Source organism: uncultured Sphingobacterium sp. (genome assembly GCF_964277905.1).
In the GTDB taxonomy this organism is placed as follows: Bacteria; Bacteroidota; Bacteroidia; order Sphingobacteriales; family Sphingobacteriaceae; genus Sphingobacterium; species Sphingobacterium siyangense.
In genome coordinates this window covers 1-23,155 of record NZ_CAXYKD010000041.1, presented here as the reverse complement: position 1 = coordinate 23,155, position 23,155 = coordinate 1, and the positions used below count along the sequence as shown (strand labels likewise).

At 40.6% G+C, this 23,155-nt stretch carries 22 protein-coding genes; 11 read left to right on the top strand and 11 right to left on the bottom strand.

The features are described 5' to 3' along the window. Positions 1-8: 8 nt before the first annotated feature. Genes ACHWSC_RS18285 through ACHWSC_RS18275 form a run of 3 tightly spaced genes read left to right on the top strand, consistent with a single transcriptional unit; the run spans position 9 to position 3,796 of the window. A complete protein-coding gene (locus ACHWSC_RS18285) occupies positions 9-1,694 on the top strand; it encodes a GMC oxidoreductase (RefSeq protein ID WP_075992888.1) in 1,686 nt (561 codons plus the stop codon). 19 nt (positions 1,695-1,713) lie between these two features. Continuing rightward, positions 1,714-3,147, top strand: coding sequence for a Gfo/Idh/MocA family protein (locus ACHWSC_RS18280; RefSeq protein ID WP_201668171.1), 1,434 nt, complete (start codon positions 1,714-1,716; stop codon positions 3,145-3,147). A gap of 19 nt (positions 3,148-3,166) precedes the next feature. Continuing rightward, complete coding sequence (locus tag ACHWSC_RS18275) at positions 3,167-3,796, top strand: gluconate 2-dehydrogenase subunit 3 family protein (protein WP_201668172.1); 630 nt, start codon at positions 3,167-3,169, stop codon at positions 3,794-3,796. Between the two features lie 99 nt (positions 3,797-3,895). Here the strand turns inward: ACHWSC_RS18275 and ACHWSC_RS18270 are convergent, their stop codons facing one another. Next, positions 3,896-4,621, bottom strand: a complete 726-nt coding sequence (locus ACHWSC_RS18270) for an acyl-[acyl-carrier-protein] thioesterase (protein WP_201668173.1) — start codon at positions 4,619-4,621, stop codon at positions 3,896-3,898. A 324-nt stretch (positions 4,622-4,945) separates the two neighbouring features. Between ACHWSC_RS18270 and ACHWSC_RS18265 the strand changes: the two genes are divergently transcribed. After that, entirely contained in the window at positions 4,946-5,212 is a 267-nt protein-coding gene (locus ACHWSC_RS18265; protein WP_172462508.1) for a hypothetical protein, read from the top strand. A gap of 120 nt (positions 5,213-5,332) precedes the next feature. Here ACHWSC_RS18265 and ACHWSC_RS18260 read toward each other — a convergent pair whose 3' ends face one another. From ACHWSC_RS18260 to panB, 6 genes are all read right to left on the bottom strand, one after another. Continuing rightward, complete coding sequence (locus ACHWSC_RS18260) at positions 5,333-6,634, bottom strand: TolC family protein (protein WP_205397905.1); 1,302 nt, start codon at positions 6,632-6,634, stop codon at positions 5,333-5,335. A 7-nt stretch (positions 6,635-6,641) separates the two neighbouring features. Beyond that, positions 6,642-9,725, bottom strand: a complete 3,084-nt coding sequence (locus ACHWSC_RS18255) for an efflux RND transporter permease subunit (protein ID WP_120334078.1) — start codon at positions 9,723-9,725, stop codon at positions 6,642-6,644. Positions 9,726-9,731: 6 nt separating this feature from the next. Next, positions 9,732-10,793 carry an efflux RND transporter periplasmic adaptor subunit gene (locus ACHWSC_RS18250; RefSeq protein ID WP_120334079.1) on the bottom strand — a complete coding sequence of 354 codons (1,062 nt, stop codon included), beginning with the start codon at positions 10,791-10,793 and terminating at the stop codon, positions 9,732-9,734. Between the two features lie 199 nt (positions 10,794-10,992). Next, positions 10,993-11,145, bottom strand: coding sequence for a 30S ribosomal protein THX (locus ACHWSC_RS18245; RefSeq protein ID WP_075992880.1), 153 nt, complete (start codon positions 11,143-11,145; stop codon positions 10,993-10,995). A gap of 83 nt (positions 11,146-11,228) precedes the next feature. Then, positions 11,229-11,786, bottom strand: a complete 558-nt coding sequence (locus tag ACHWSC_RS18240) for a hypothetical protein (RefSeq protein ID WP_394677715.1) — start codon at positions 11,784-11,786, stop codon at positions 11,229-11,231. A 54-nt stretch (positions 11,787-11,840) separates the two neighbouring features. Beyond that, positions 11,841-12,656, bottom strand: coding sequence for a 3-methyl-2-oxobutanoate hydroxymethyltransferase (panB, locus tag ACHWSC_RS18235; RefSeq protein ID WP_394677714.1), 816 nt, complete (start codon positions 12,654-12,656; stop codon positions 11,841-11,843). Positions 12,657-12,739: 83 nt separating this feature from the next. Between panB and ACHWSC_RS18230 the strand changes: the two genes are divergently transcribed. The 6 genes from ACHWSC_RS18230 to ACHWSC_RS18205 are packed head-to-tail and all read left to right on the top strand — an operon-like array spanning position 12,740 to position 18,966. After that, positions 12,740-13,483, top strand: coding sequence for an RluA family pseudouridine synthase (locus ACHWSC_RS18230; protein ID WP_394677713.1), 744 nt, complete (start codon positions 12,740-12,742; stop codon positions 13,481-13,483). A 14-nt stretch (positions 13,484-13,497) separates the two neighbouring features. Continuing rightward, positions 13,498-14,091 (top strand): redoxin family protein, encoded by a 594-nt coding sequence (locus ACHWSC_RS18225; protein WP_394677712.1) that lies wholly within the window; start codon positions 13,498-13,500, stop codon positions 14,089-14,091. Positions 14,092-14,113: 22 nt separating this feature from the next. Further along, entirely contained in the window at positions 14,114-14,950 is an 837-nt protein-coding gene (gene pyrF / locus ACHWSC_RS18220; RefSeq protein ID WP_153844715.1) for an orotidine-5'-phosphate decarboxylase, read from the top strand. A 42-nt stretch (positions 14,951-14,992) separates the two neighbouring features. Continuing rightward, positions 14,993-16,543 (top strand): glutamine-hydrolyzing GMP synthase, encoded by a 1,551-nt coding sequence (gene guaA / locus ACHWSC_RS18215; protein ID WP_201668180.1) that lies wholly within the window; start codon positions 14,993-14,995, stop codon positions 16,541-16,543. Beyond that, a complete protein-coding gene (locus ACHWSC_RS18210; RefSeq protein WP_394677711.1) occupies positions 16,500-17,783 on the top strand; it encodes an ABC transporter substrate-binding protein in 1,284 nt (427 codons plus the stop codon). Before guaA ends, ACHWSC_RS18210 begins: the two co-directional genes overlap by 44 nt. A 7-nt stretch (positions 17,784-17,790) precedes the next feature. Beyond that, positions 17,791-18,966 carry an RsmB/NOP family class I SAM-dependent RNA methyltransferase gene (locus ACHWSC_RS18205; protein WP_394677710.1) on the top strand — a complete coding sequence of 392 codons (1,176 nt, stop codon included), beginning with the start codon at positions 17,791-17,793 and terminating at the stop codon, positions 18,964-18,966. 79 nt (positions 18,967-19,045) lie between these two features. Here ACHWSC_RS18205 and ACHWSC_RS18200 read toward each other — a convergent pair whose 3' ends face one another. Further along, the gene (locus tag ACHWSC_RS18200) at positions 19,046-19,519 is read right to left on the bottom strand and encodes a universal stress protein (RefSeq protein WP_120334088.1); all 474 of its coding nucleotides are present in this window, start codon (positions 19,517-19,519) and stop codon (positions 19,046-19,048) included. A gap of 73 nt (positions 19,520-19,592) precedes the next feature. Here ACHWSC_RS18200 and ACHWSC_RS18195 point away from each other — a divergent pair, with 73 nt between their 5' ends. Further along, the gene (locus ACHWSC_RS18195) at positions 19,593-20,366 is read left to right on the top strand and encodes an NlpC/P60 family protein (protein ID WP_394677709.1); all 774 of its coding nucleotides are present in this window, start codon (positions 19,593-19,595) and stop codon (positions 20,364-20,366) included. A 68-nt stretch (positions 20,367-20,434) separates the two neighbouring features. Here the strand turns inward: ACHWSC_RS18195 and ACHWSC_RS18190 are convergent, their stop codons facing one another. The 3 genes from ACHWSC_RS18190 to ACHWSC_RS18180 form a co-directional block, all read right to left on the bottom strand. Then, complete coding sequence (locus ACHWSC_RS18190) at positions 20,435-21,022, bottom strand: outer membrane beta-barrel protein (protein WP_394677708.1); 588 nt, start codon at positions 21,020-21,022, stop codon at positions 20,435-20,437. Between the two features lie 312 nt (positions 21,023-21,334). Then, on the bottom strand, positions 21,335-22,489 hold the full coding sequence (gene dnaJ / locus ACHWSC_RS18185; protein WP_046672894.1) for a molecular chaperone DnaJ: 1,155 nt from the start codon (positions 22,487-22,489) through the stop codon (positions 21,335-21,337). A 10-nt stretch (positions 22,490-22,499) separates the two neighbouring features. Beyond that, positions 22,500-23,051, bottom strand: a complete 552-nt coding sequence (locus ACHWSC_RS18180) for a nucleotide exchange factor GrpE (protein ID WP_046672893.1) — start codon at positions 23,049-23,051, stop codon at positions 22,500-22,502. Between the last annotated feature and the right edge of the window lie 104 nt (positions 23,052-23,155).

Below are 23,155 nucleotides of genomic sequence, written 5' to 3'. Positions count from 1 at the left end.
GAAGAGAGATGGCAACAAATACTTATGACGCAATTGTAATCGGTTCGGGGATAAGTGGTGGATGGGCTGCGAAAGAATTGACAGAGAAAGGGCTGAAAACAATTATGCTGGAGCGTGGTCGTAACATTGAACACATCAAGGATTATACTGCGCCAAATAAAAATCCGTGGGAATGGCCTCATGCTGGTGGTCGTACGCAACAAATGATCGAAGATTATCCGGTTTTGCGTAGAGATTATCCTTTGAATGAGAAGAACCTGGATTTTTGGGTAAATGAAAAAGAGAGTCCATATACAGAGGTAAAACGTTTTGACTGGTACCGTGGGTATCATGTTGGTGGACGTTCTTTAATGTGGGGAAGACAATCTTATCGTTTGGGCGATTTGGATTTTGAAGCTAACTTAAAAGATGGCCACGGTGTGGATTGGCCGATTCGTTATAAGGATATTGCCCCTTGGTATAGTTATGCTGAAAAATTTGCGGGTATCTCTGGAAATAGAGATGGCGTGCCGTCTTTGCCCGATGGAGATTACATGCCTGCAATGGCGATGAACATTGTTGAAAAAGACCTGGCTGAGCGTTTGAAAAAACAATACGGTGGTCAACGTCATTTCATCATGGGTAGAACAGCAAACATTACTGTTCCGCATCATGACCGTGTAAATTGTCAATATCAAAATCAATGTTGGTTGGGCTGTAATTTTGGTGCTTATTTCAGTACGCAATCGGCGACTCTTCCTGCAGCAAAAAAGACAAATAACTTGACATTACGTCCTTTTTCTATCGTAACAAAAATTATCTACGATAAAAACACGAAAAAGGCAAAAGGCGTTGAGATTGTAGATGCTGAAACAAATCAAACTTATGAGTTTTTCGCAAAAGTGATTTTTGTTTGTGCATCTGCATTGAACTCGACTTGGGTATTGATGAACTCGGCTACAGATGTTTGGGAAGGCGGACTTGGTAGTAGCAGCGGTGAATTGGGCCACAATTTGATGGATCACCATTTCCGTTGTGGTGCCGGAGGTAAAATAGATGGCTATTTGGATAGCTATGTATATGGCCGTAGACCAACAGGTTTATATGTACCTCGTTTTGTGAACGTAGAAGGTGATACCAAAAAACGCGACTATGTACGTGGATTTGGCTACCAAGGTGCTGCGGGTCGTGGACGTTGGTCTGGTGCTGTTGCCGAGATGGAAGTCGGTGGTGCATGGAAAGATGCAATCTGTGAGCCAGGCGACTGGACGGTTGGCTTTACAGCCTTTGGAGAAACCTTACCATATCACGAAAATAAAATTACACTTGACAAGTCCAAAAAAGATAAATGGGGTTTACCTGTGTTATCATTTGACGCTGAGATCAAGGATAATGAATTGAAGATGCGTGGTGACATGCAAAATGAAATGAAGGAAATGTTGGAAAGCATCGGCGTAAAAGATACGTATACATACGATAACGTATATGGTCTGGGCCAAGGTATCCACGAAATGGGAACTGCCCGTATGGGACGTGATCCGAAAACTTCGGTATTAAATGGTAACAACCAAGTTTGGGATGCATTGAATGTTTTCGTAACGGACGGTGCATGTATGACTTCTGCAGGTTGTGTTAACCCTTCATTAACGTATATGGCGCTTACTGCTCGTGCGGTTGATTTCGCAGTGAGCGAATTGAAAAAAGGTAACATCTAATAGCTAAAGATTGATAACAATGGAAAATAACTCAAATAAGACGAGTAGAAGAGGTTTTATAAAGAGCGCGGCAACAGCTGCTGCGGCTTTTATGATCGTCCCTCGCCATGTATTGGGCGGAAATGGCTTTACAGCTCCAAGTGACAAATTACAAGTAGCAGGTATTGGTGTAGGGGGTAAAGGTTTTAGTGACATCAATGCATTCCATGATTCAGGAAAAGCAGATCTAGCTTTCTTGTGTGATGTGGACGACCGTCGTGCAGCTGGTGCGTTGAAACGTTACCCGAAAGCAAAATATTACAAAGACTACCGTGAGATGTTGGATAAGGAGCACAAACGTATAGAAGCCGTTTCTGTATCAACTCCAGATCATCAACATGCGATTCAAGCGCTTGCAGCTATGCAATTGGGTAAACACGTGTACGTTCAAAAACCGTTGACTCACGATGTATGGGAAGCGAGAGCATTGACGCACGCAGCTAAGAAATATAAGGTTGTTACCCAAATGGGAAATCAAGGTGCATCAAATGATGGACCGCGTTTTGTACGTGAATGGTACGAAGCAGGTCTGATCGGTGATGTACATACGGTATATTGTTGGACAGATCGTCCGGTATGGCCTTCAGGTATTGCATGGCCTACAGGCAAGGCTGAAGTTCCAAAAGAATTGGATTGGGATCTTTGGTTAGGCACAGCGCCTTATAAAGAGTATGTTGACAAATTGGTGCCTTTCAACTGGCGTGGATGGTGGGATTACGGTACAGGTGCATTGGGTGATATGGGCTGTCACTTGTTGGAAGTTCCTTTCAGTACTTTAGGATTGACTTATGTACAGGATGTACAGGCAACTGTAGGATCGGTGTATGTGGATGAATTCAAACGTGGATATTTCCCTGAAAGCTGCCCTCCATCGAGCCATGCGACATTAACTTTCCCTAAAACACCACGTACAAATGGTCCCGTGACTTTACATTGGATGGATGGTGGTATTCAGCCTGCTCGTCCGGATGAATTAGGTCCAAACGAAATTTTTGGTGATGGTGGTAACGGTATCTTACTTGTTGGTACAAAAGGGAAAATCCTTGCTGATACCTACGGTCAGAATGCACGTTTGTTGCCGACTTCAAGAAAAGAGCAGGTGGCACAGAAATATGCCCGTGTTCAAGGACAAGAAGGTGGACACTATGCACAATGGGTTGAAGCTTGTCAAGCTGGATACGGCAAGAAAGAAGTGAGTTCACCTTTTGAAATAGCAGGTCCGTTGACAGAAGCTTTATTAATGGCTAACCTGGCGATCAGAGGTGCTGATTTACGTATTGATGGTAAATACCCTGGACGTAACTTAAAATTGTTGTGGGATAACGATAACATGCGTGTCACCAATTTCGACAACGTCAATCAATATGTAAAACGTAATTACAGACAAGGTTGGGAAATGAAATATAATTTCTAAAATTAAGATATTTAGTAGTATGAATAGAAGAGAAGCATTACAACGAGTTGCCTTAATTTTAGGAGGTACCGTTATCGGCGCTAATTTATTTTTGGAAGGTTGTACACGCTCAGCAACAAAAGATGTACAAGCCTTGTTTGAAGCGAAGACAACCGATTTATTAGGTGACTTGGCTGAAGCAATTTTACCAGCTACCGCAACTCCGGGTGCGAAAGAAGCGGGGGTAGGAAGTTTTATTCCGGTCATGGTTCGCGATTGTTATACGGAGAAGCAACAAAAAGCATTTTTAACTGGTTTGGGGAGCTTAGATGATAAAGCAAAAGAGGTAAAAGGAAAACCATTCCTCGAGCTTTCTGCTGAAGACAGAACAGCTGTTGCCGCTGCTTTGGATAAAGAAGCAAACGAGTTTAATAAAAAGCAAGCTGAAGATCAAAAAGATATTCTGGAGAAAAATAAAGAAAAACAAAATCAATTGTACAATTATGTTGAGAACGATCCACCACACTGGTTCACGATGTTCAAACAGTTGACATTGACTGGTTTCTTTAATTCAGAGCTGGGTTGTACAAAAGCATTGCGTTTTGTGAAGATCCCAGGAAGATTTGATGGTAACCTTCCTTACAAAAAAGGAGATAAGGCATTTGCATAACATGATGCTATATGTAAAATAAAAGGGAGGCCCAAAGCCTCCCTTTTTTTATTGTTTCGCGTTTTATCTTGTTTTGCGTTCTTATCTTGTTTCCCCTTTTTATTTTGTTTCTATAGCCAAAGCAAAGTGGATTCGTTGCTGTTTAGTAACAGTCATAAAGTAACCTTGATCTGTTGCATCACCATTAATTTCTACGGTATCATTATAGCGTAATTCACGCAGGTAATTCATCTCTAAAGATCTGATCTGATTGGTCAATACAAGCTCAATGGGCAATCTGTCCATACACCAATCCAGGTATTTTACATTGTTGGCGTGATTGACAATATCCAGGTCAGAAAGCCTAACGCTATATTCATCAATATTTTTGACGGTCTGGGAAATATCCAATTTCGAAAATGGCTGTTGTGTGGCCGGGCGATCAGGATAGGTGGTAAAATCTTCGGTGGAAATTGCGAGTGTTTCAGAGCTCCTTTTCACGGTATTGATAACAGCCCAATAACTGGTTGCAGTAACATAGATCTGTCCATTGACTGTAATTTCAAAATTCCGCGTTGAGCGTGCACCCTCTAATTCTTGAACCCAAGTTTTTACCTTGACATGATCCATCCATTTGGGCAACCGTGCAATCTCTATGCGTATGCGGCTAAGTACCCAGGTTTGGTTATGTTTGGCCATTTCTTTAAAACCGAATCCCACAGCATTGGCATGTTCTCCCGCGGTAAGCTGAAGGATATTGGATAAATCGGAGAAACGAATACGGCCGTTAGAATAGCATTGTGTGAAATAAATTTCCCACTCTTTTTCAAAAACAGATTTTTCCATTTACATATTGTTTTGATCAAAAATAGGCAATATGAATGATTTGGGCTATAAATTCAAAATGAAATGACACTATATTTAGATATCTCGTTATAAATGCCTGTTGGGCTTGCTGGTAACTCTCAAAGCGGAGTAGTGTGTCCAAAGTACAATCGTTTTTTTATTGTAAAATAAATGATAGTTTTCAAGGATTTAATTGATTTTTATCATGGGAATCGGTAGATTTAAATAAGCCAATGGCAGAAAGAGATAAAATAAGATTGGCTTTAAAGCGTTATAAAAGTAGCATAGCGCAAAACAATAATTTACACATTAAATGCTAGTATTATGGTTGGAGAACTAATAGCTAAAGAGGAAATTCCTCAATTTAAATTTATCCCGGCGAGTGAAGATAAGACAGCGACTTTTATGGATAAATTGAAAGGGGCACTTCGGTTGGGAAATGAGTTTAAATCCAAAACTGAAATCGCCTTTGAGACTGATTCCGGACCAAAGCGTATCGAGACCACTGTATGGTCGTTAACCGATAGATATATTCAGATTAAAAGTGGCGTTTTAATACCACTGAAATCTATTATAGCAATTGACTATTAAATAGACAAAGAAAGGCTCCTCATTTAGTTAAGGAGCCTTTCGCTTTTAATGATTGATGCTGTTAAGAAGCGTATCAGTATTGTGTTCCTTTCTAAGAGGACCTCTTGCAAAAAGATATTTCTAATACGTTTCGCCTGTTAATTCTTTTAGGCGTATCTCGGATACCTTTGCATCATATTGTGCTGTATAGCTACGTGTCATTACATTGATGTAGTTTAACTGTGCTGTTCTTACTTCTAAGGTTGTGATGGTACCGATACGGAATTTATCCATCGTGATGTTTAAATTTTCTTTTGCCAGTTCCTCATTTTTCCGTTCTACATTAGCTAGCTCCATATTGGTGATGTAGGTTTGGAACAGGGTTCTGACCTGAGCCTGGATATCCTGTTTTTGTTGCTGTATCTGTAGCTCGGAGCCTTTAATCTGAAATTTGGCAATCCGTTCGTTTCTATTTTGCAGAAATCCATTGAAAATATTAAGGGAAGCCGATACGCCGTAGGTAAGACCTCTATTTTTGTTTTCTGTCGAGAAACCGAGGGAGGAGTGGGATTCGTTCCAGTTGTACCCACTATTTAGGCCAATTTTTGGATAACGTTCGGCCTTAACTGCTTTTAAGTTGAGCTCGGCCACCCGATTGTTGATGATGGCAAGCTGAATTTGCGGATTTTGTCGATCGGCAATTTCGATCAGATTACCAAGTTTAAGATCCGTATCAAGTTTCATTTCGTCTTCAATTTGAAAATCTAGACTCAAGTCGCGCGTCATCAGCTGATTGAGGTAAGTCTTGGTATTTTTGAAGCTTTCCTGTTGTCTGAGTAAGTTTGTCTGATCGGTATTTAAATCGACTTTTGCATTCAGGAGGTCAAGCTTGGAGCCTTTTCCGATCTCCAGGCGATTTTCGGCAAGCGTGACACGGTATCTCGATAAGGTGATGGTTGTATCTAGGGCATTTATCAGGCGCTTTTGCTGCACCAGATTGTAGTAGGTAGCCATGACTTCGCTGAGCTGGGTAATCACTTGATATTTAATCTCCGCTTCCCCTTGACGTTGTATTTCTTTGAAGCGGTCGCGACGGGCGAACATGCCCAATCCATCGAATATCGTCCAGTTTAGGTTGACTCCATAAGACATGTTATCATTTTTTGCATTGGAAATCTGCTGTATTTGACCATCTGCTCTGACCTGCCTTGAATTCTGGATGGAGTTGCTTCTATTGAACGTTCCAGTTACCGCTGGAAGCATACCAGCGCTTCCCAGACTGGTATTCTCCATATCGATGTTATTGTCATTTTTAGCCAAAAGAATATTGAAGTTATTGCTCAACGTTGTTTTTAGCGCATCTTCCAAGGTCAGTATCTCTTGTGCACGAGCTTGAAACATGATGGAGTAAAGTAATACTAGTAGGATGAAATTTCTCTTCATGTCTTTATTATTCGTAGCTTTTAATGTTATCAAATTCAGGTCTATGCTTTTTTTGTCTTGACCACATGTAATAGATTGCCGGGATAATGAACAAGGTTAGGATAAGGGAGAATATTGTACCACCAACGATAACAACCCCCATACCAATTCTACTCGTTGAAGCAGCTCCAAGTGACATGGCAATCGGTAATGCGCCCAAGGCAATGGCTAGACTTGTCATTAAGATCGGTCTGAGGCGTGATTCGGCAGAGTGCATAATTGCCTCAAATTTTTCCATTCCCTCTTCGCGCATCTGGTTGGCAAACTCAACAATCAAGATACCATTTTTTGTCACGAGACCAATTAGCATAATCGTTCCAATTTGGCTGAATATATTCCAGGTTTGATCAAATAACCATAGACTTATCAGTGCTCCGGCAACCGCCATGGGTACCGTAAGGATAATGATAAATGGGTCGAGGAAGCTTTCAAATTGGGCAGCTAAGATCAGGTAGATAAGCAACAAAGCAAGACCAAAGGCAAATAGTGTATTGGAACTACTTTCAACGAAGTCACGTGATTCGCCACTGAGGTCGGTGGTGAAACTCTGATCGAGCACCTTTTCTTTTATGCGATCCATTGCTGCAATGCCGTCACTCATACTCATGCCCGGCGCCAAACCGGCTGAAACTGTAGCCGACATGTAACGGTTATTGTGGTAGAGTTGGGGTGGACTGCTCTCTTCCTTAACGCTTACAACGTTGTCTAACTGAATAAGCTGTCCGAGGTTATTACGCACGTAAATTGACGCAAGGTCCGTAGGTGTGGCTCTACGGTCGTTTTCAACTTGGCCTATGACCTGATATTGTTTGCCATCACGCATAAAATAGGCGAAACGTTGGCCGCTTAGCAACAATTGGAGGGACTGCGAAACGTCAAGTACGGAAACGCCCAGACTGAGGGCTTTCAGACGATCAATTTCGACATGCAGTTCGGGTTTGTTGAACTTCAGGTTGATGTCCGTTGTGGAGAATGCCGGATCGCTGTTGACCTCATTCATAAATTCGGGTATCTTTTCCTGAAGTTTTTCAAAATTTTGTGCCTGGATAATGTACTGAACAGGTAATCCACCTCTTCGATTCATGGATATCGTTGGCGTTTGCGAAACATTGACGCGGACACCATCGTATTTTTTTGTCCATTTGGTCAGTTCTTTTGCAATATCATCCTGAGACTTTTTACGTTCTTCAGGATCTACCAGTGTCATCCGTATACGTCCGGAGTTGACTGAGCTTGCGCCGAAACCCGGGGAGGTAATATTTAAACTGATTTTGTTTTCGGGAATGGAGTCATAGACTAATTTATCCAGATCTTGCATGTATCGGTCCATGTATTCATAAGTGGCACCCTCAGGGCCCGTCACGTTGACAGAAATGCTGCTCCTGTCATCATAAGGTGCCGTTTCTTTTTTAATGGAGGAGAAAAGGATGCCAATAATCACAAAACATAGGATCAGAATTGGAAAGCTTATCCATTTGAATTTCATGAATTTTTCCAGCGCATTGGCATAACCTTTATTCATTTTGACGAACATGGGTTCTGTCCAATCGTAAAATTTTGTCTTCTTGTGTCCACCGCCTTTGATTAGATAGGCATTGAGCATCGGCGTGAGGGTGAGGGAAACAAATGCGGAAACCAATACGGCCGAGGCGATGACGACACCAAACTCCCGGAAAAGCCGTCCCACAAAGCCCTGAAGAAATATAACGGGTAAGAATACGGCTGCGAGTGTGATTGAAATGGAAATAACAGCGAAGAATATTTCCTTCGATCCTTTCAGGGCCGCCTCAATAGGGGACATTCCCTCTTCAACTTTCTTGAAGATATTTTCGGTAACAACGATACCGTCGTCGACGACAAGTCCCGTCGCGAGTACAATAGCGAGCAGCGTCAGTACATTGATGGAAAATCCGAAAATATACATAATAAAGAATGTCGCGATCAAGGATACGGGAATGTCCAATAGAGGACGTAGTGCGATACCCCAGTCGCGGAAGAAAAAATAGATAATCAGGGTGACCAGGATGATCGAAATCAGGAGTGTCTCGGCGACTTCCTCAACAGATTTTTTGATGAATGTCGTATTATCAGAAGCGATGTTGAGTATAATATCCTGGGGCAGATCTTCTTTGATCTGATCGAGCATTTTATAGAAATTGTTGGCAATATCGAGGTAATTTGTTCCGGGCTGCGGAATAATGGCAATACCGACCAGCTGTTTACCGTTACTGACCATTTTTGTTTCGAGATTTTCAGCATCTATTTCTGCCCGGCCAATATCGATAAACTTGACGATACGGCTGCTATCCGCCTTTAAAATGATGTTATTGAATTGCTCGGGCGTAGACAGGTTGCCGACGGTTTTTACAGTGAGCTCGGTTGTGTTTCCAACAATTTTCCCCGAAGGTAATTCAACATTCTGGCTATTCAATGCTGTACGAATATCCGAAGCCGTGATACCATAGGCGGCCATACGGTCGGGGTTGAGCCATAGACGCATGGCGTAACGTTTTTGACCATAAATCTGTGTGCTGCTGACACCGGGGATGGTTTGTAACCTTTCGGAAATCACATTTTCGGCGTAGTCGCTCAGCGAAAGTTTATCGCGCGTCTCACTTTGCAATGTCAATGTAATAATGGGATCGGAGTCCGCATCGGCTTTGGATACCACCGGTGGGGCATCAATATCCTGTGGCAGGCTTCGCACGGCTTGGGATACTTTATCCCGGACATCATTTGCGGCTTCCTCAAGGTTCTTTTTTAAGTCAAACTCAATGGTGATATTACTGGATCCCTGATTGCTCGAAGAAGAGATGTTGCGGATACCATCGATCGAGTTTATGGCCTTTTCTAGCGGCTCGGTAATCTGAGATTCAATGATATCTGGATTCGCACCGGCATAGTTTGTTCTGACGGAAACAATCGCTGGGTCAATAGAGGGGTATTCACGTACGCCTAGAAAACTAAAACCAATATAGCCAAACAATATGATGGTAATATTGACGACAATAGTTAAAACAGGGCGTTTAATAAAAACTGCAGATAAATTCATGTACAACTAGTTAGCTAATGATACCTTAACTTTTGCTCCATCTTTTAACGACAGAACGCCCGTGGTTAAAACGGTGTCACCGGCACTGATGCCAGATAGAATGACGATGTCTTTGTCGGTACGCGCACCTGTTTCAACCTTCACTTCCTTGGCAAGGCCATGTTGTAATACAAAGACCTTTTTTCCATCCTGTACGGGAACAATGGCTTCTGTTGGAATGGATATCGCATCGTTTTCCACTTCGATCGGCACAATCACATTGACAAAGGATCCGACTTTCAATTTGCCCTGATCGTTCGTTGCTCTGGCGCGGACGGTGAGTGTTCTGGTGTTAAGTGATACTTGCGGTTCAACGGCGTAAATGTTTGCTTTTATGACGGTTGGGTCGTTGGCTACGCTGAACTCAATGGGCATGTTTATTTTAACAATATTGCTGTATTTTTCGGGAACTGCAAAGGTAATTTTGACAAGATTGTCCTTCACTAAGTTTGTAATCAGGGTACTGGATGAGACAATGGCTCCTACGGAAATATTCCGAAGTCCAATCATGCCACTAAAAGGGGCGCGGATGGTTGTTTTGGATATTTGTGCCTGAATCAACTGGATCTGTGCTAAGGAGGTTTTTAAAGCTGCACTGGCTATATCAAACTCCTCCTGACTGATTGCTCCTTTTTGCAGCAGCAGTTTGGCCCGACGTTCATTTTCGGCATTCAGCTGGTTTGTTGTTTGTGCTTGTCTTAATTGTGCCTGAAGTTCAATATCATCAATCTTGATCAAGGGTTCGCCCTGTTTGATGCGCTGCCCTTCGGAGAAATAGATTTTGGTGATTCGACCACTTACTTCACTTCTGATTTCAACCTGCTCTTCTGCGTCAATGCTTCCTGAGAGATTAATGGATCGATCGGCGACGGAAGATTTGGCAATGATAGCCTGTGCGGGGACTGGCATATCTTTTTTCCCATTGGGCTTATCAGCTTCTTTTTTGTCTTTTTTAGCAGTTATCAGAAAGTATCCACCTCCAAACACAGCACAAGCCAAAAGGAGGTAAATGATCGATTTTTTATTCATACGGATATAGTCTCTTATGTACTTTTTACATTTAACGGGTAAATATAGGTTTATTATTATGAGGATATCAGTTGTCAAAAGGATTTTACAATACGACCAAAACATTGCAAATGAACATCGAAATAGGCATCGAAATGGACGTAGCGGGAACGATTGGAAATAAAAAAAGCCAGAAATAAGTTTCTAGCTTTATTGATTACTATTTTTTTGATTTTGCTTTTTGTTCCACTTCTTTTGAAGCCCCATTTTTTACTTTTGGCTTGATGGCAGCTTTCGATACATGTGGTCTTCTTTTTCCAAAAGAACCATTTGATATTTTTCCTCTTCTGGTCTTGATATCACCTTTTCCCATAGTGTAAAATATTTTGGTTTTAACAAATTATATTGATTACCTAAATATAACACTTTCTTTTCGGATATTCAACCTGTTCATTTTTAAATAATTGGAAAAATGCGTTTTTGAATAGCTACATTGAAGTTTTGGTTAATCGTGTCGAAAAATAAATTATTGACGGGCCTGTTTTCAGCGACTAAATAAGGGATTTCCAATATTTTGCTCTTTAACTTGATACGGTAGTAGCCGTATAATAAACCTTTGGTCGTTTGAATTGATTCGATCTTCTGAACGGCTTCTATGTCCTTAAAAATGTTAAAAGCATAATTTTCTCCTCTTAGCTGTTCAATAAAAACCTCATTGGTTTTGGCATTGTACCATATTTGTTGGCTTTTGAGCTTACTAAAGTGGTTGTTGAACAGAAAGAGATAGCCCAACAAGAAAAAGGCAATCGGAATCAGGAACAGGACGATTTTTATCTTCATGAACAGCAAAACGGTGATCAAAATGAGGATAACTCCCATAACGGCATTGGAAACGCTCTTCTTTAGATTTGCCTGGATGACTGGAGATGAAGCTTCAATCAACTGAAAACCTGATTTTAAATTTCTGGACATATCCTCGGTAAACCCAAATAGATTGAATTTTTTGCGTATCATCAGATAAGCAATAAGAATAATTAGCCCAATGATCAAAAACCGCATATTTTTCTTCTAGTATTGTTCGTCTTCATTCGGGTATTGTACCGCTTTTACTTCGGCCACATAATTTGCTACTGCTGTTGTGATTTGTTCGTGCAAATTAGCGAAATGACGCATAAATTTTGGTTTGAAATCGGCATTCATTCCAAGCATATCGTTAATCACAAGGACTTGTCCATCGCAATCCGGCCCAGCCCCAATACCAACTGTTGGAATCGCTAGTTTTTCGGTTACTGTTTTAGCTAATTTTGCCGGTATCTTTTCCAGAACAATTGCAAAACAGCCCGCCTCTTGCAAAGCGAGCGCATCTTCGACGAGTTTAGCGGCTTCTTGTTCTTCTTTTGCCCGCACACCAAAATTTCCAAATTTATTGATGGATTGGGGAGTCAGCCCAAGGTGTCCACATACAGGGATGCCGCCGGCAATGATTTTTTTGATGTTTTCGATAATTTCAAGTCCTCCCTCTAGTTTCAATGCGTGCGCACCCGATTCTTTCATCATGCGTACAGCTGCATTGTAAGCCTCATTAGCCGAGCCCTGATAAGATCCAAATGGCAAATCTGCTAATACCATGGCTCGCTCGGTACCCCTAGCAACGGCAGCGGCATGGTAGATCATATTATCTAGGGTGATAGGCAAGGTGGTTTCGTAGCCAGCAAATACGTTGGCAGCGGAATCTCCAATCAAAATAACGTCAACACCAGCTTGATCTACCATTTTGGCCATGGAGTAATCATAGCTTGTAAGCATAGAAATCTTTTCCTGACGTTCTTTCATGGCTTGCAGCATTGCTGTGCTTACTCGTTTCATTTCTTTGTTTACAGACATCTTAACTTATATTGTGTGTTCAAAAGTAAGCTTTTTATCATACATTGACCAATATTCTGCCTTGTGTTTTGTATTTTTGCAGAATGATACAAAATGAGACTCATCTATTTAAATTCCCCAAATTTTCAGAATTAATCATCCACGAGGATGAAAATTTGATTGTTATCAATAAACCGCCGTTTGTCGCTTCTTTAGATGAACGTGAGGGTGGGGAGGTCAATATTCTTCGCTTGGCGAAGAAATATCATCCTGATGCACAGGTATGCCACCGCCTGGATAAAGAGACCTCGGGTATTTTATTAATTGCAAAAAATCCAGAAACATACCGTACAATTTCCATTGCATTTGAAAAAAGAAAAGTGAATAAGATTTATCATGCAATCATAGGTGGTACACATACTTTTCAGGATTTGCTTGTCGATTTGCCCATCTTGAACCAAGGCAATAAAAATGTATCTATTGATCGTGCAAACGGCAAACCGGCAGAGACCATCTTCAATTCGATCAAATACTACAAGAACTATACCTTAGTGGAATGTAAACCCATTACAGGACGTATGCACCAAATCCGTATTCACCTAGCGACACAACATGCCGCTATTGTGGGGGATGACATGTATCGCGGTAAACCTGTGTATTTGTCCCAAATCAAGAAAAGGGGATATACATTATCCAAAGATGAAGAGGAACAACCCATTATGAAGCGTTTTGCACTACATTCAAAACATGTTGAATTTGAGTTGAACGGAGTTAAGATGGCTTTTGAGGCACCTTATCCAAAGGATTTTGCGACCTTGTTGAAGCTGTTGGATAAGTTTGATTCTTAATAGCGGGATTACCTATGAGTCCGAAGACAAAAAAGATAATCGGAAACGTTGTATTTGTACTGCTTATCGGTTTGTTGATCTGGCCAACAAGTAGAAGTTATTTTCAGCAATTTTTAATGAAAATGGGTTTTTTCAAACCTAAACTGGAGCTTAATTCAGCTTCTAAAGATTCCGATAGGGTGGCTTCAGGGGGCGCATTCAGTCATGTCTCCTTTGTCAATTCGCTGGGAGAAACAGTCAAGGTGGCGGATCTGAAGGGAAAAGTGGTGTTTATTAATTTTTGGGCAACGTGGTGTGCACCTTGTCGCGCAGAAATGCCTTCGATCAATGTACTCTATGATCGCTATAAAGATAACGCAAATATGGTGTTTTTGATTGTGGAGATAGAAGGCAGGAAAGCAAAAGCAGAGGCTTTTATGAAGGAACAGCAGCTGACTTTGCCGATTAGTTTTCCAAATAGTGATATTCCAAAAGAGTGGCTCTCGGGTTCAATTCCTTCAACGGTGATATTGGACAAAGCGGGTAATGTAGCGACACGGCATGAAGGTATGGCGGATTATTCAAGCCCTGATGTAGGTAAATTTATTCAAGATTTAATCAATAAATAATTTTAAGATCTCTAAATATAGCATGACAAGAGCAGAACTTATTCATCAAATAAAAGCGAAACGCTCATTTTTATGTGTCGGATTAGACACAGACCTCACGAAAATCCCGGAGCATCTCTTGGATGATGAGGATCCGATCTATAGCTTCAATAAGGCTATCATAGATGCAACAGCTGATTTGTGTGTTGCCTATAAGCCCAATATTGCGTTTTATGAATGTTATGGAATTAAAGGCTGGCAATCGCTTCAAAAAACCTGGGCTGCGTTACCAAAGGATTGTTTCAGTATTGCTGACGCAAAAAGGGGGGATATTGGCAATACGTCGGGACGTTATGCGATGGCATTTTTTGATGAAAAGACGTCTGGTCTTGGCTTTGATAGTATTACAATCGCACCTTATATGGGTAAGGACTCGGTGACTCCATTTTTGGATTTTAACGATAAATGGGCAATCGTACTTGCTTTGACGTCGAATGAGGGTAGCTTGGACTTTCAAAATTTTGAAAACAAAGAAGGGCTGCAATTGTTCGAACAGGTGATCGATAAAGTCAATACCTGGGGGACACCTGACAATTTGATGTATGTTGTCGGAGCAACACGCGGAGAGGGGTTTATCAAAATTAGGGAACATGCACCAGACCATTTTTTATTGGTTCCAGGAGTGGGGGCGCAAGGAGGTTCGCTTGAAGATGTTTGTAAATTTGGTATGAACAAAGATTGTGGGCTTTTAGTAAACAGCACAAGGGGAATTATCTATGCTTCAAAAGGACGTGACTTCGCTGAAAGAGCACGGGAGGAAGCCCTAATTCTACAGAAAGAAATGGAAGTAGAACTGTTAAAAGCAGGCATTATTTCCTGATTTGACATTTAATAATTCATTCGTAATACTTACCTTTGCAGCATGCCAGAAAAAATTATAATTCTAGACTTCGGGTCTCAATACACACAGTTGATCGCTAGACGTGTCAGAGAACTAAATGTGTATTGTGAGATACACCCGTTCAATAAATTGCCAGATTTTGATGACTCCGTAAAAGGTGTTATCTTTTCAGGAAGTCCTTATTCTGTTAGACAAGAAGATGCACCGCAAATTGATTTTGTCGCTATTCAGGATCGTTTCCCACTTTTAGGAGTTTGTTACGGAGCACAATACATTGCTCAAAAATCAGGTGGTGAAGTGTTACCTTCTGAAATCCGCGAATATGGTCGTGCAAATCTGCAGTTTGTCAATAGTGAGAATGAATTATTGGCAGGAGTACCAACTCAATCGCAGGTATGGATGTCACATGGAGACACTATCAAAGAAGTTCCTGCAAATTTTGATATTATAGCAAGTACGGATAAAGTTCGTGTTGCTGCTTATCAAGTAAAAGGCACCCGTACCTATGGTATACAATTCCACCCGGAAGTAACACATAGTACTGATGGGGCTATTTTATTGAAAAACTTCGTTGTAAACATTTGTGGTTGTGCACAGGATTGGACACCAGACGCATTTGTTGAAACAACAGTATCCTCTTTGAAAGCGCAATTGGGTGACGATCATGTTATCATGGCTTTGTCGGGAGGAGTAGATTCGACAGTAGCAGCAGTATTGTTGCACCAAGCAATCGGAAAAAATTTACATTGTATTTTCGTAGATCATGGTCTGCTTCGTAAAGATGAATACGAGCAGGTGTTGGATTCTTACAAAAATATGGGGCTAAATATTAAAGGAATAAATGCCAAGGATTTATTTTATGGTAGATTAGCTGGGGTTTCTGAACCAGAAGAGAAACGCAAAATCATTGGTAATTCATTTATTGATGTTTTTGATGAAGCTGCAAAAGAAATCCAAAAGGAATTACCTGAAGGAATTGAAGCGAAATGGTTGGGACAAGGAACAATTTACCCAGATATTATCGAGTCGGTTTCAGTGAAAGGACCTTCAGCAACAATCAAATCGCACCATAACGTTGGTGGTTTACCTGATTTCATGAAATTGAAAGTCGTAGAACCACTTAAAACGTTGTTTAAAGATGAAGTGAGAAGAGTAGGAAAAGCTTTAGAAGTGGATCAGGCAATTTTAGGCAGACATCCCTTCCCTGGACCAGGTTTGGCAATTCGTATTTTAGGTGATATTACACCTGAGCGTGTACGTATTGTACAAGAAGCTGATGCGATCTTTATCAATAATCTAAAGGAAGCTGGCTGGTACGATAAAGTATGGCAAGCTGGTACAATTTTCTTGCCAGTGCGTTCTGTAGGCGTAATGGGTGACGAGCGTACTTACGAGCATGTTGTTAGCTTACGTGCAGTTGGTTCTCTTGATGGAATGACTGCGGATTGGATACATTTACCATATGACCTGTTGGCAAAAATTTCAAATGAAATTATCAACCATGTGAAAGGAATAAACAGAGTTGTATATGATATCAGTTCAAAACCGCCCGCTACAATTGAGTGGGAATAAAATATGGGTTGCGGCACTTGTAGCATTATGTCTTGCAAGCTGCACAACCAAAAAAAGCACAGTATTGCGTTCGCCTTCCTCTGGTCAAGGCGAACAGCAAACTGCTGTGACTAAGCCAGCAGTTGACAAAGATAAGACCATTGCCAAAGTGGGGGATATCCAGGATGTCAACGGCCATGCTGTGAAAAATAATCGCATCGCCTTGCTATTACCGTTCGAGTTAAGTGGTATTGCGGGGACGATTACAAAAGAAGATGTGGAGCGTTCTTCCTTGGCTCTTGATTTTTATCAGGGATTTCAGTTGGGCCTTGACAAAATTGCCAAAGAGGGTGCTTTATTTGATCTACAAGTAATTGATTCTCGAGACAATGTTGCCTACAATGCGACTTTAGGGACTTCGGTGAATGTTAAAGATGCCGTACTTGTGGTCGGTCCGGTATATCCTCGTGAGATAAAAAGCTTTGGGCAAACATTTGCAAATAAGAATGTGCTACAAGTTTCTCCGTTGGCGGCGACTATGGCTTCTGAATTTAGCCTACCCAATTTGGTTTCCATCACACCTTCTATTCGTACACACGCAGAAACATTAGCAAAATATGTTGCTGATCAGTACTATACGGGTGATCAGATTCTGGTATATGATGCCGGTGACGATGAAAGCAAGCAGTTTCTAGTCAATTTTGTTAGCGAGATTTCAAAGGCTAATGCACAGGCAAAAGTAAAAACCGTTATGAGCGTCAACGAGCTCAATAATAGCCTTGTGTTGACGGGAACTAATCATGTCATTTCTGGTACGGCCAATAAGAATTTGGTAAAGGGGCTTTTGGATGCTATGGACGAACGCTTTTTGAATCCAGGTAACCAGTTTAAGTTGTATGGACATCCAAATATGGCTAAGCTTTCTTTTGAGAATTTCGAAAATATGGATTTCTATGGACTTACTATTACCTCTTCCAACTTAGTGAATGAGAATGATAGTGATACCCGGAAATTTATTGGAAATTATAAATCGGCTTATAAAGTAGACCCGTCTGAGTTTTCTTATAAAGGTTATGATGCGGCATTGTATTTCGGTCGATTGATTCATAAATATGGCGTGGATTATGTTAGCCGAATGACGCAAGATAAGTTTTCGGGATTGAATAGCGATTATAAATTTGAGTTTTATCCAAAATGGGGCTATGCTAATAGAGCTTTGGGTATAATGGTTTATCACAACAAAAAATTTGAAAGAAAATAATCTTTGAATGGCTGAATTCAGTGAAAGACGTGTTCATCAGCAAATACGTAATTTTGAGCGGGCAATGGATGGTTTTGAAGCTGATCAACCATTTTCGCGTTATTTGACTACTTTTTTTAAGTTGAACAAGCAAATGGGATCTTCTGATCGGAAGTCTACCTCCCGTTTATGTTATAATTATTTTCGTCTGGGAATGGCGGCTTCGCAGTTGTCACAACAGCGTAGATTGGTGCTTGCGGAATTCCTATGTGAACAGGAAAGTCCTTTGGTGGCCCTTTTTGAGCCTTCCTATAGCGATAAACTCCATCTGCCGCTGAAAGACAAAATTGCATTTCTAACGTCTGAGGGTGTTTTTAAACTGAATGACCTCTTTCCTTTTGCGGATTATATTTCTGAAGAGGTTGACTTGGTGCAATTTTTAGAAAGCCAGTTGATCCAGCCCAGCTTATATATTCGGGTGAAACGCGGGAAGACAAAGATCGTGTGTGCTATTTTGGATAACAATCAGATTCCTTATTCCATGATTGGCGATCAGACTATCGCCTTGAATAATGGAACATCCTTGCAGCGATTTGATGTCTTGGATGGGATCATAGAAGTGCAGGATCTGTCTTCGCAGCGCACTTTGGATTATATGGAACCCGCTGAAAGAGAATCCTGGTGGGATGCATGTGCGGCTTCGGGTGGGAAATCACTCTTGTTGATGGATGCTTGTCCATCTGTTAATCTTTTGGTTTCTGATGTTCGCATGAGTATTCTCCGAAATCTCGATGAACGTTTTGACCGTGCCGGAATAAAGCATTACCGAAAAAAAATACTCGATCTTACCAAGGATAGCTTCGCAATTCTTGGGAGCGAACGATTTGACGGGGTGTTATTGGATGCGCCTTGTACTGGATCGGGAACCTGGGGACGTACACCAGAAATGGTTAGACAGTTTCGGGCCGCTAAGATTGCCGAATTCAATGCACTACAAAAGAATATTGCGAGTAATGTGGTGGGGCATGTTAAAGCGGGCAAGCCTTTGATTTATATAACCTGCTCTATTTTTAAAGCAGAAAACGAAGATGTTGTCAATTACATTGTAGATAATTTTGGCTTTGAAATAGAACGTATGGACTATTTGAAAGGTTATGAAGAGAAAGCGGATAGTATGTTTGTGGCGCGATTGATTAAAAAGTAATTTGTATATAATAAAAACAAAAAGGCTATTTTTTCCAATGAAAAAATAGCCTTTTTTTATACATATGGATCGTTTAATATCAGTCACATTTACTTGGAACAACGAGTACAGGGCAGGTAGATTTACGAATGACTGACTCGGATACAGAGCCAGAAATAAAGTGATCAAAGCCCGTTCGTCCATTGGTCCCCATAATAATAAGATCGGCAGACCACTCATGGGATGCGGCCAGAATTTCTTCTTTAATGGATCCGATTCGATTAAAAAGATATACTTCGCCTGCGCCCGTAAATTCGCGGCTTATTTTCTCAAGATATTTTTGTGCATTATCCTGTTCCATTTCCGATACTTCTGGAACGATAATAGGTTGCTGCCCTAATAGCGGGTCCGCACCAAAGCTGGCCGGAGAAGTAGGGGGAACAACAGTGACAAGCGCTATGGAGGCTCCAAATACCGCGGCCATTTCTTTGGCATATAGTATAGCCTTTTCTGAGCATGGTTCGTCGTCAACAGCGACGAGTATCCTTTTGAATTTTGAATTTGTATTCTCCATTTCTACTATAATTAATTTATCTTCGTCATATAATATATAATCACATTTTTGACGATTTTGTTTTGTTTAGCACATGAAATATGGTATTTGTACACTAACTCTCGTTCCGTTACGTTTAGAACAGGCACACCGTAGTGAGATGGTTTCTCAGGTATTGTTTGGGGAACTTTTTGAGATCCTTGATGAACAGGCCGATTGGACATCAATACGTCTGTTGGAAACGGACTATTTAGGCTGGATTCAAAACGGGCAGTTTCAGGAACTAAACGACTTGGATATGCAACATTATCTGACCGGAACACCAGTTATCGTTGGAAGGGAGGGGGGAGTTCTTTTTACTGATACCGCACAATTTCAGCTCTGTCATGGAACCAAACTTTTCCTTGATGCAGGAAATACTGTCAATTTATCTCCATTGGGATTAAACTATCAAGGTAGTATCAATCCGTTTCTCAGAAATCAATTTGAAACTGAGGTGTCACGATTGGCTTTGAGTTATAAAGACACTCCTTATCTATGGGGTGGGCGTTCACAATGGGGGGTCGATTGTTCCGGTTTCTCCCAATTGATTTATAGCTGTTTTGATCTTTCCTTGCCTCGTGATGCTTATCAGCAGGCAGAGATGGGGCAAACTGTGGATTTTGTTTCGGAAATACGGGTAGGGGATTTGGCTTTTTTTGACAATGCCGAAGGAAGGATTACTCATGTAGGAATTATGCTGGATCGCGATACGATTATACATGCCTCAGCGAAAGTCCGTGTTGATCGTATGGATACGGAAGGTATTTTTAATGCTGAACAGAATCGTTATACACACAAACTCCGGATTGTTAAACGGTATAATTGATAAAGGTGGACATATAAAAAAAGGCTATAAGTAATTATAGCCTTTTCTATTGTCAAACGCCGTATTGACTAGAAGTGGAATTGTACACCTAAAGTTGGCGCTAATGAATTTGCGTCTAAACCAAATGTATTTGTTGATCTATCAGCTGTTTTATTATTGTTGTAGTTGTAGTATAAACCTCTAACTTTTAACTCGATACCAACTTTGCTTGTTGGGAAGTATGCCAAACCTGGAGCTAATTCAACACCGTAGTTTTCAAATTTTGATTCCGCTTTTGTGTTATTTGTTTCAACGGTAGTTTTTCCCCAAGACATTGGCACAGATAGTTGTGCAAAAAATCTTAATGGACCATTAGCAGAGTATTTTCTTACGAATGGAGAAACTTGGAACGCATCTCTTTTTGTGCTTAAGTCCGTAACACTCTCATCTTTGCTCCAGTTGTAACCAACTCCAGTACCAATTGCCAAGTTGTCGCTTATGAAGTAACCAACTGTTGGGTTAATGGAGAATGAGTTATTTTTGAAGTCTGTGTCTTTAACTTTAGAAGTTTGGAAGCCAACTTGACCACCAACTATAATTTTTCCTTGTTCAGTTTGAGCTTGTGCTGCTATTGTTAAACCTGCAATGGCAGTCAATGTTAGTAAAACTTTTTTCATGTCTTTTTTATTTAATAGTTTGTTTTAATCTGCCAGTAATTACTTCCTGACTTTTTAAATTTGTTAGTCAAATATCGAAATCTTATTTTGATTTTTTGTCACTGGATTGTCTAGATGTTTTGTCATTATTGTAAATTATAGTGGTTCAATAGATTAAAATTTAAAGTATTTCTATTTTTATCGTTTCTATTTAACAATAATGATATTAAGCTGACTTTTTGTTTTTAATTGTCAATTTCAAGTAAGAAGATAAAAAAAAGCCATTTGTCAACAGCGGACAAATGGCTTTTTTTTGTATTTGAAAGACCGATTTTAATCGAAATATTCTTTGATTCGCTCGAAGAATGATTTTTCACTTTTACCTGGTTGAGGTTTAAAGTTTGGCGATTCTTTCAGTTTGTTCAATAATTCTTTTTCTTCGTTAGACACGGCTTTTGGTGTCCAAATATTAACGTATACAAGTTGGTCCCCTTTGTGATAAGAGTTGACTTCAGGAATACCTTTTCCTTTTAACCTTAAAATTTTACCACCCTGTGTACCGGGCTCAATTTTAATCTTCGCTTTTCCATCTATTGTAGGGACTTCAACGCTAGTGCCTAAGGTAGCATCTACGAAATTAATGTATAGATCATAGATTACATTTAGCCCGTCACGTTTTAGACTTTCGTGTGGTACTTCTTCGATCAGGATAATTAAATCTCCTGGAACACCACCACGCGGAGCAGCATTCCCTTTTCCACTCATGGAAAGTTGCATGCCTTCACTTACCCCTGCAGGAATATTGATTGCGATTGTTTCCTCACCGCGTTCGAGTCCTTCACCTCTACAAGTTGTACATTTTGCTGTAATTTCAACGCCTTCGCCATTACAAGTAGGGCAAGTGCTTGTTGTTTGCATTTGTCCTAAGATGGTATTTGTTACCCTTCTAACAGATCCGGATCCCCCACAGGTTTTACAGGTATGGAAAGAAGATTTATCTTTAGCACCAGATCCGTCACAAGAATGACAGACCACTTGTTTGTTTACCTTTACCTTTTTCTCGACGCCTTTGGCAATTTCTTCGAGTGTTAATTTAACTTTTATGCGTAAGTTGCTTCCACGAGCTACCCGACGGCCACCACGCTGGCCACCACCGCCGCCAAAGAAACTTTCAAATGGATGTCCTCCACCAAAGATATCACCAAATTGGCTGAATATGTCTTCCATATTCATGCCGCCACCACCCCCAAAGCCACCACTTGCCGAATTACCGGCATGGCCAAATTGGTCATAACGTTGACGTTTTTGTGGATTGCTCAAGATATCGTATGCCTCAGCAGCTTCCTTAAACTGTTCCTCAGCTTCATGATCACCAGGATTTTTATCCGGATGGTATTTTATCGCCAATTTGCGATATGCTGATTTAATCTCCTTCTCGTCCGCTGATCGCGAGACACCAAGTATATCGTAATAATCTCTTTTTGACATCGTCTTAATATTATTGACCTATAACTACCTTTGCGTGACGGATCACTTTGTCACCTAAGTAGTACCCCTTTTCGATCACGTCCACTACTTTATTCTTTAATTCTGCTGTGGGTGCAGGAATTGCTGTGATAGCTTCTTGTAATTCAGGATCAAAGGCTTGGCCTGTAGCTTCCATTTCCTTTAACCCCAATTGCGATAACGTTTGTCTGAATTTGTTGTTAACAATATCCATTCCTGTTTTTACAGATTCAACATCTGTCGCTGTTTCCATGGCTGTTAACGCTCTGTCAAAATCATCTAGTGTAGGTAATAGCTTACTAATGACATCTTTTCCCGCTGATTGAATCAATTCAACACGTTCTTTACTTGTACGTTTTCTATAATTGTCAAATTCAGCAGAAAGACGAATGTATTTATCCTTTGCCTCTGCCAATTCTGCAGCCAATTTCTCTTCAGTAGACAGTTCTTCTGCTATATTATCAGCAGGCTGTTCTTGTTGTTCAGAAGAATTTGTTTCTACTGGATCTTGACCTTCATCGTAATAATTATCTTGCTCATTCATATCTTCAATGCTAAAATTAGATTCAAAAATTTACTCTATGCTTCGTTTGTCAAAGTTTTTGCCAAACAATAAAATTCCGACAGCTTGTCAGATTTTATTAAAAA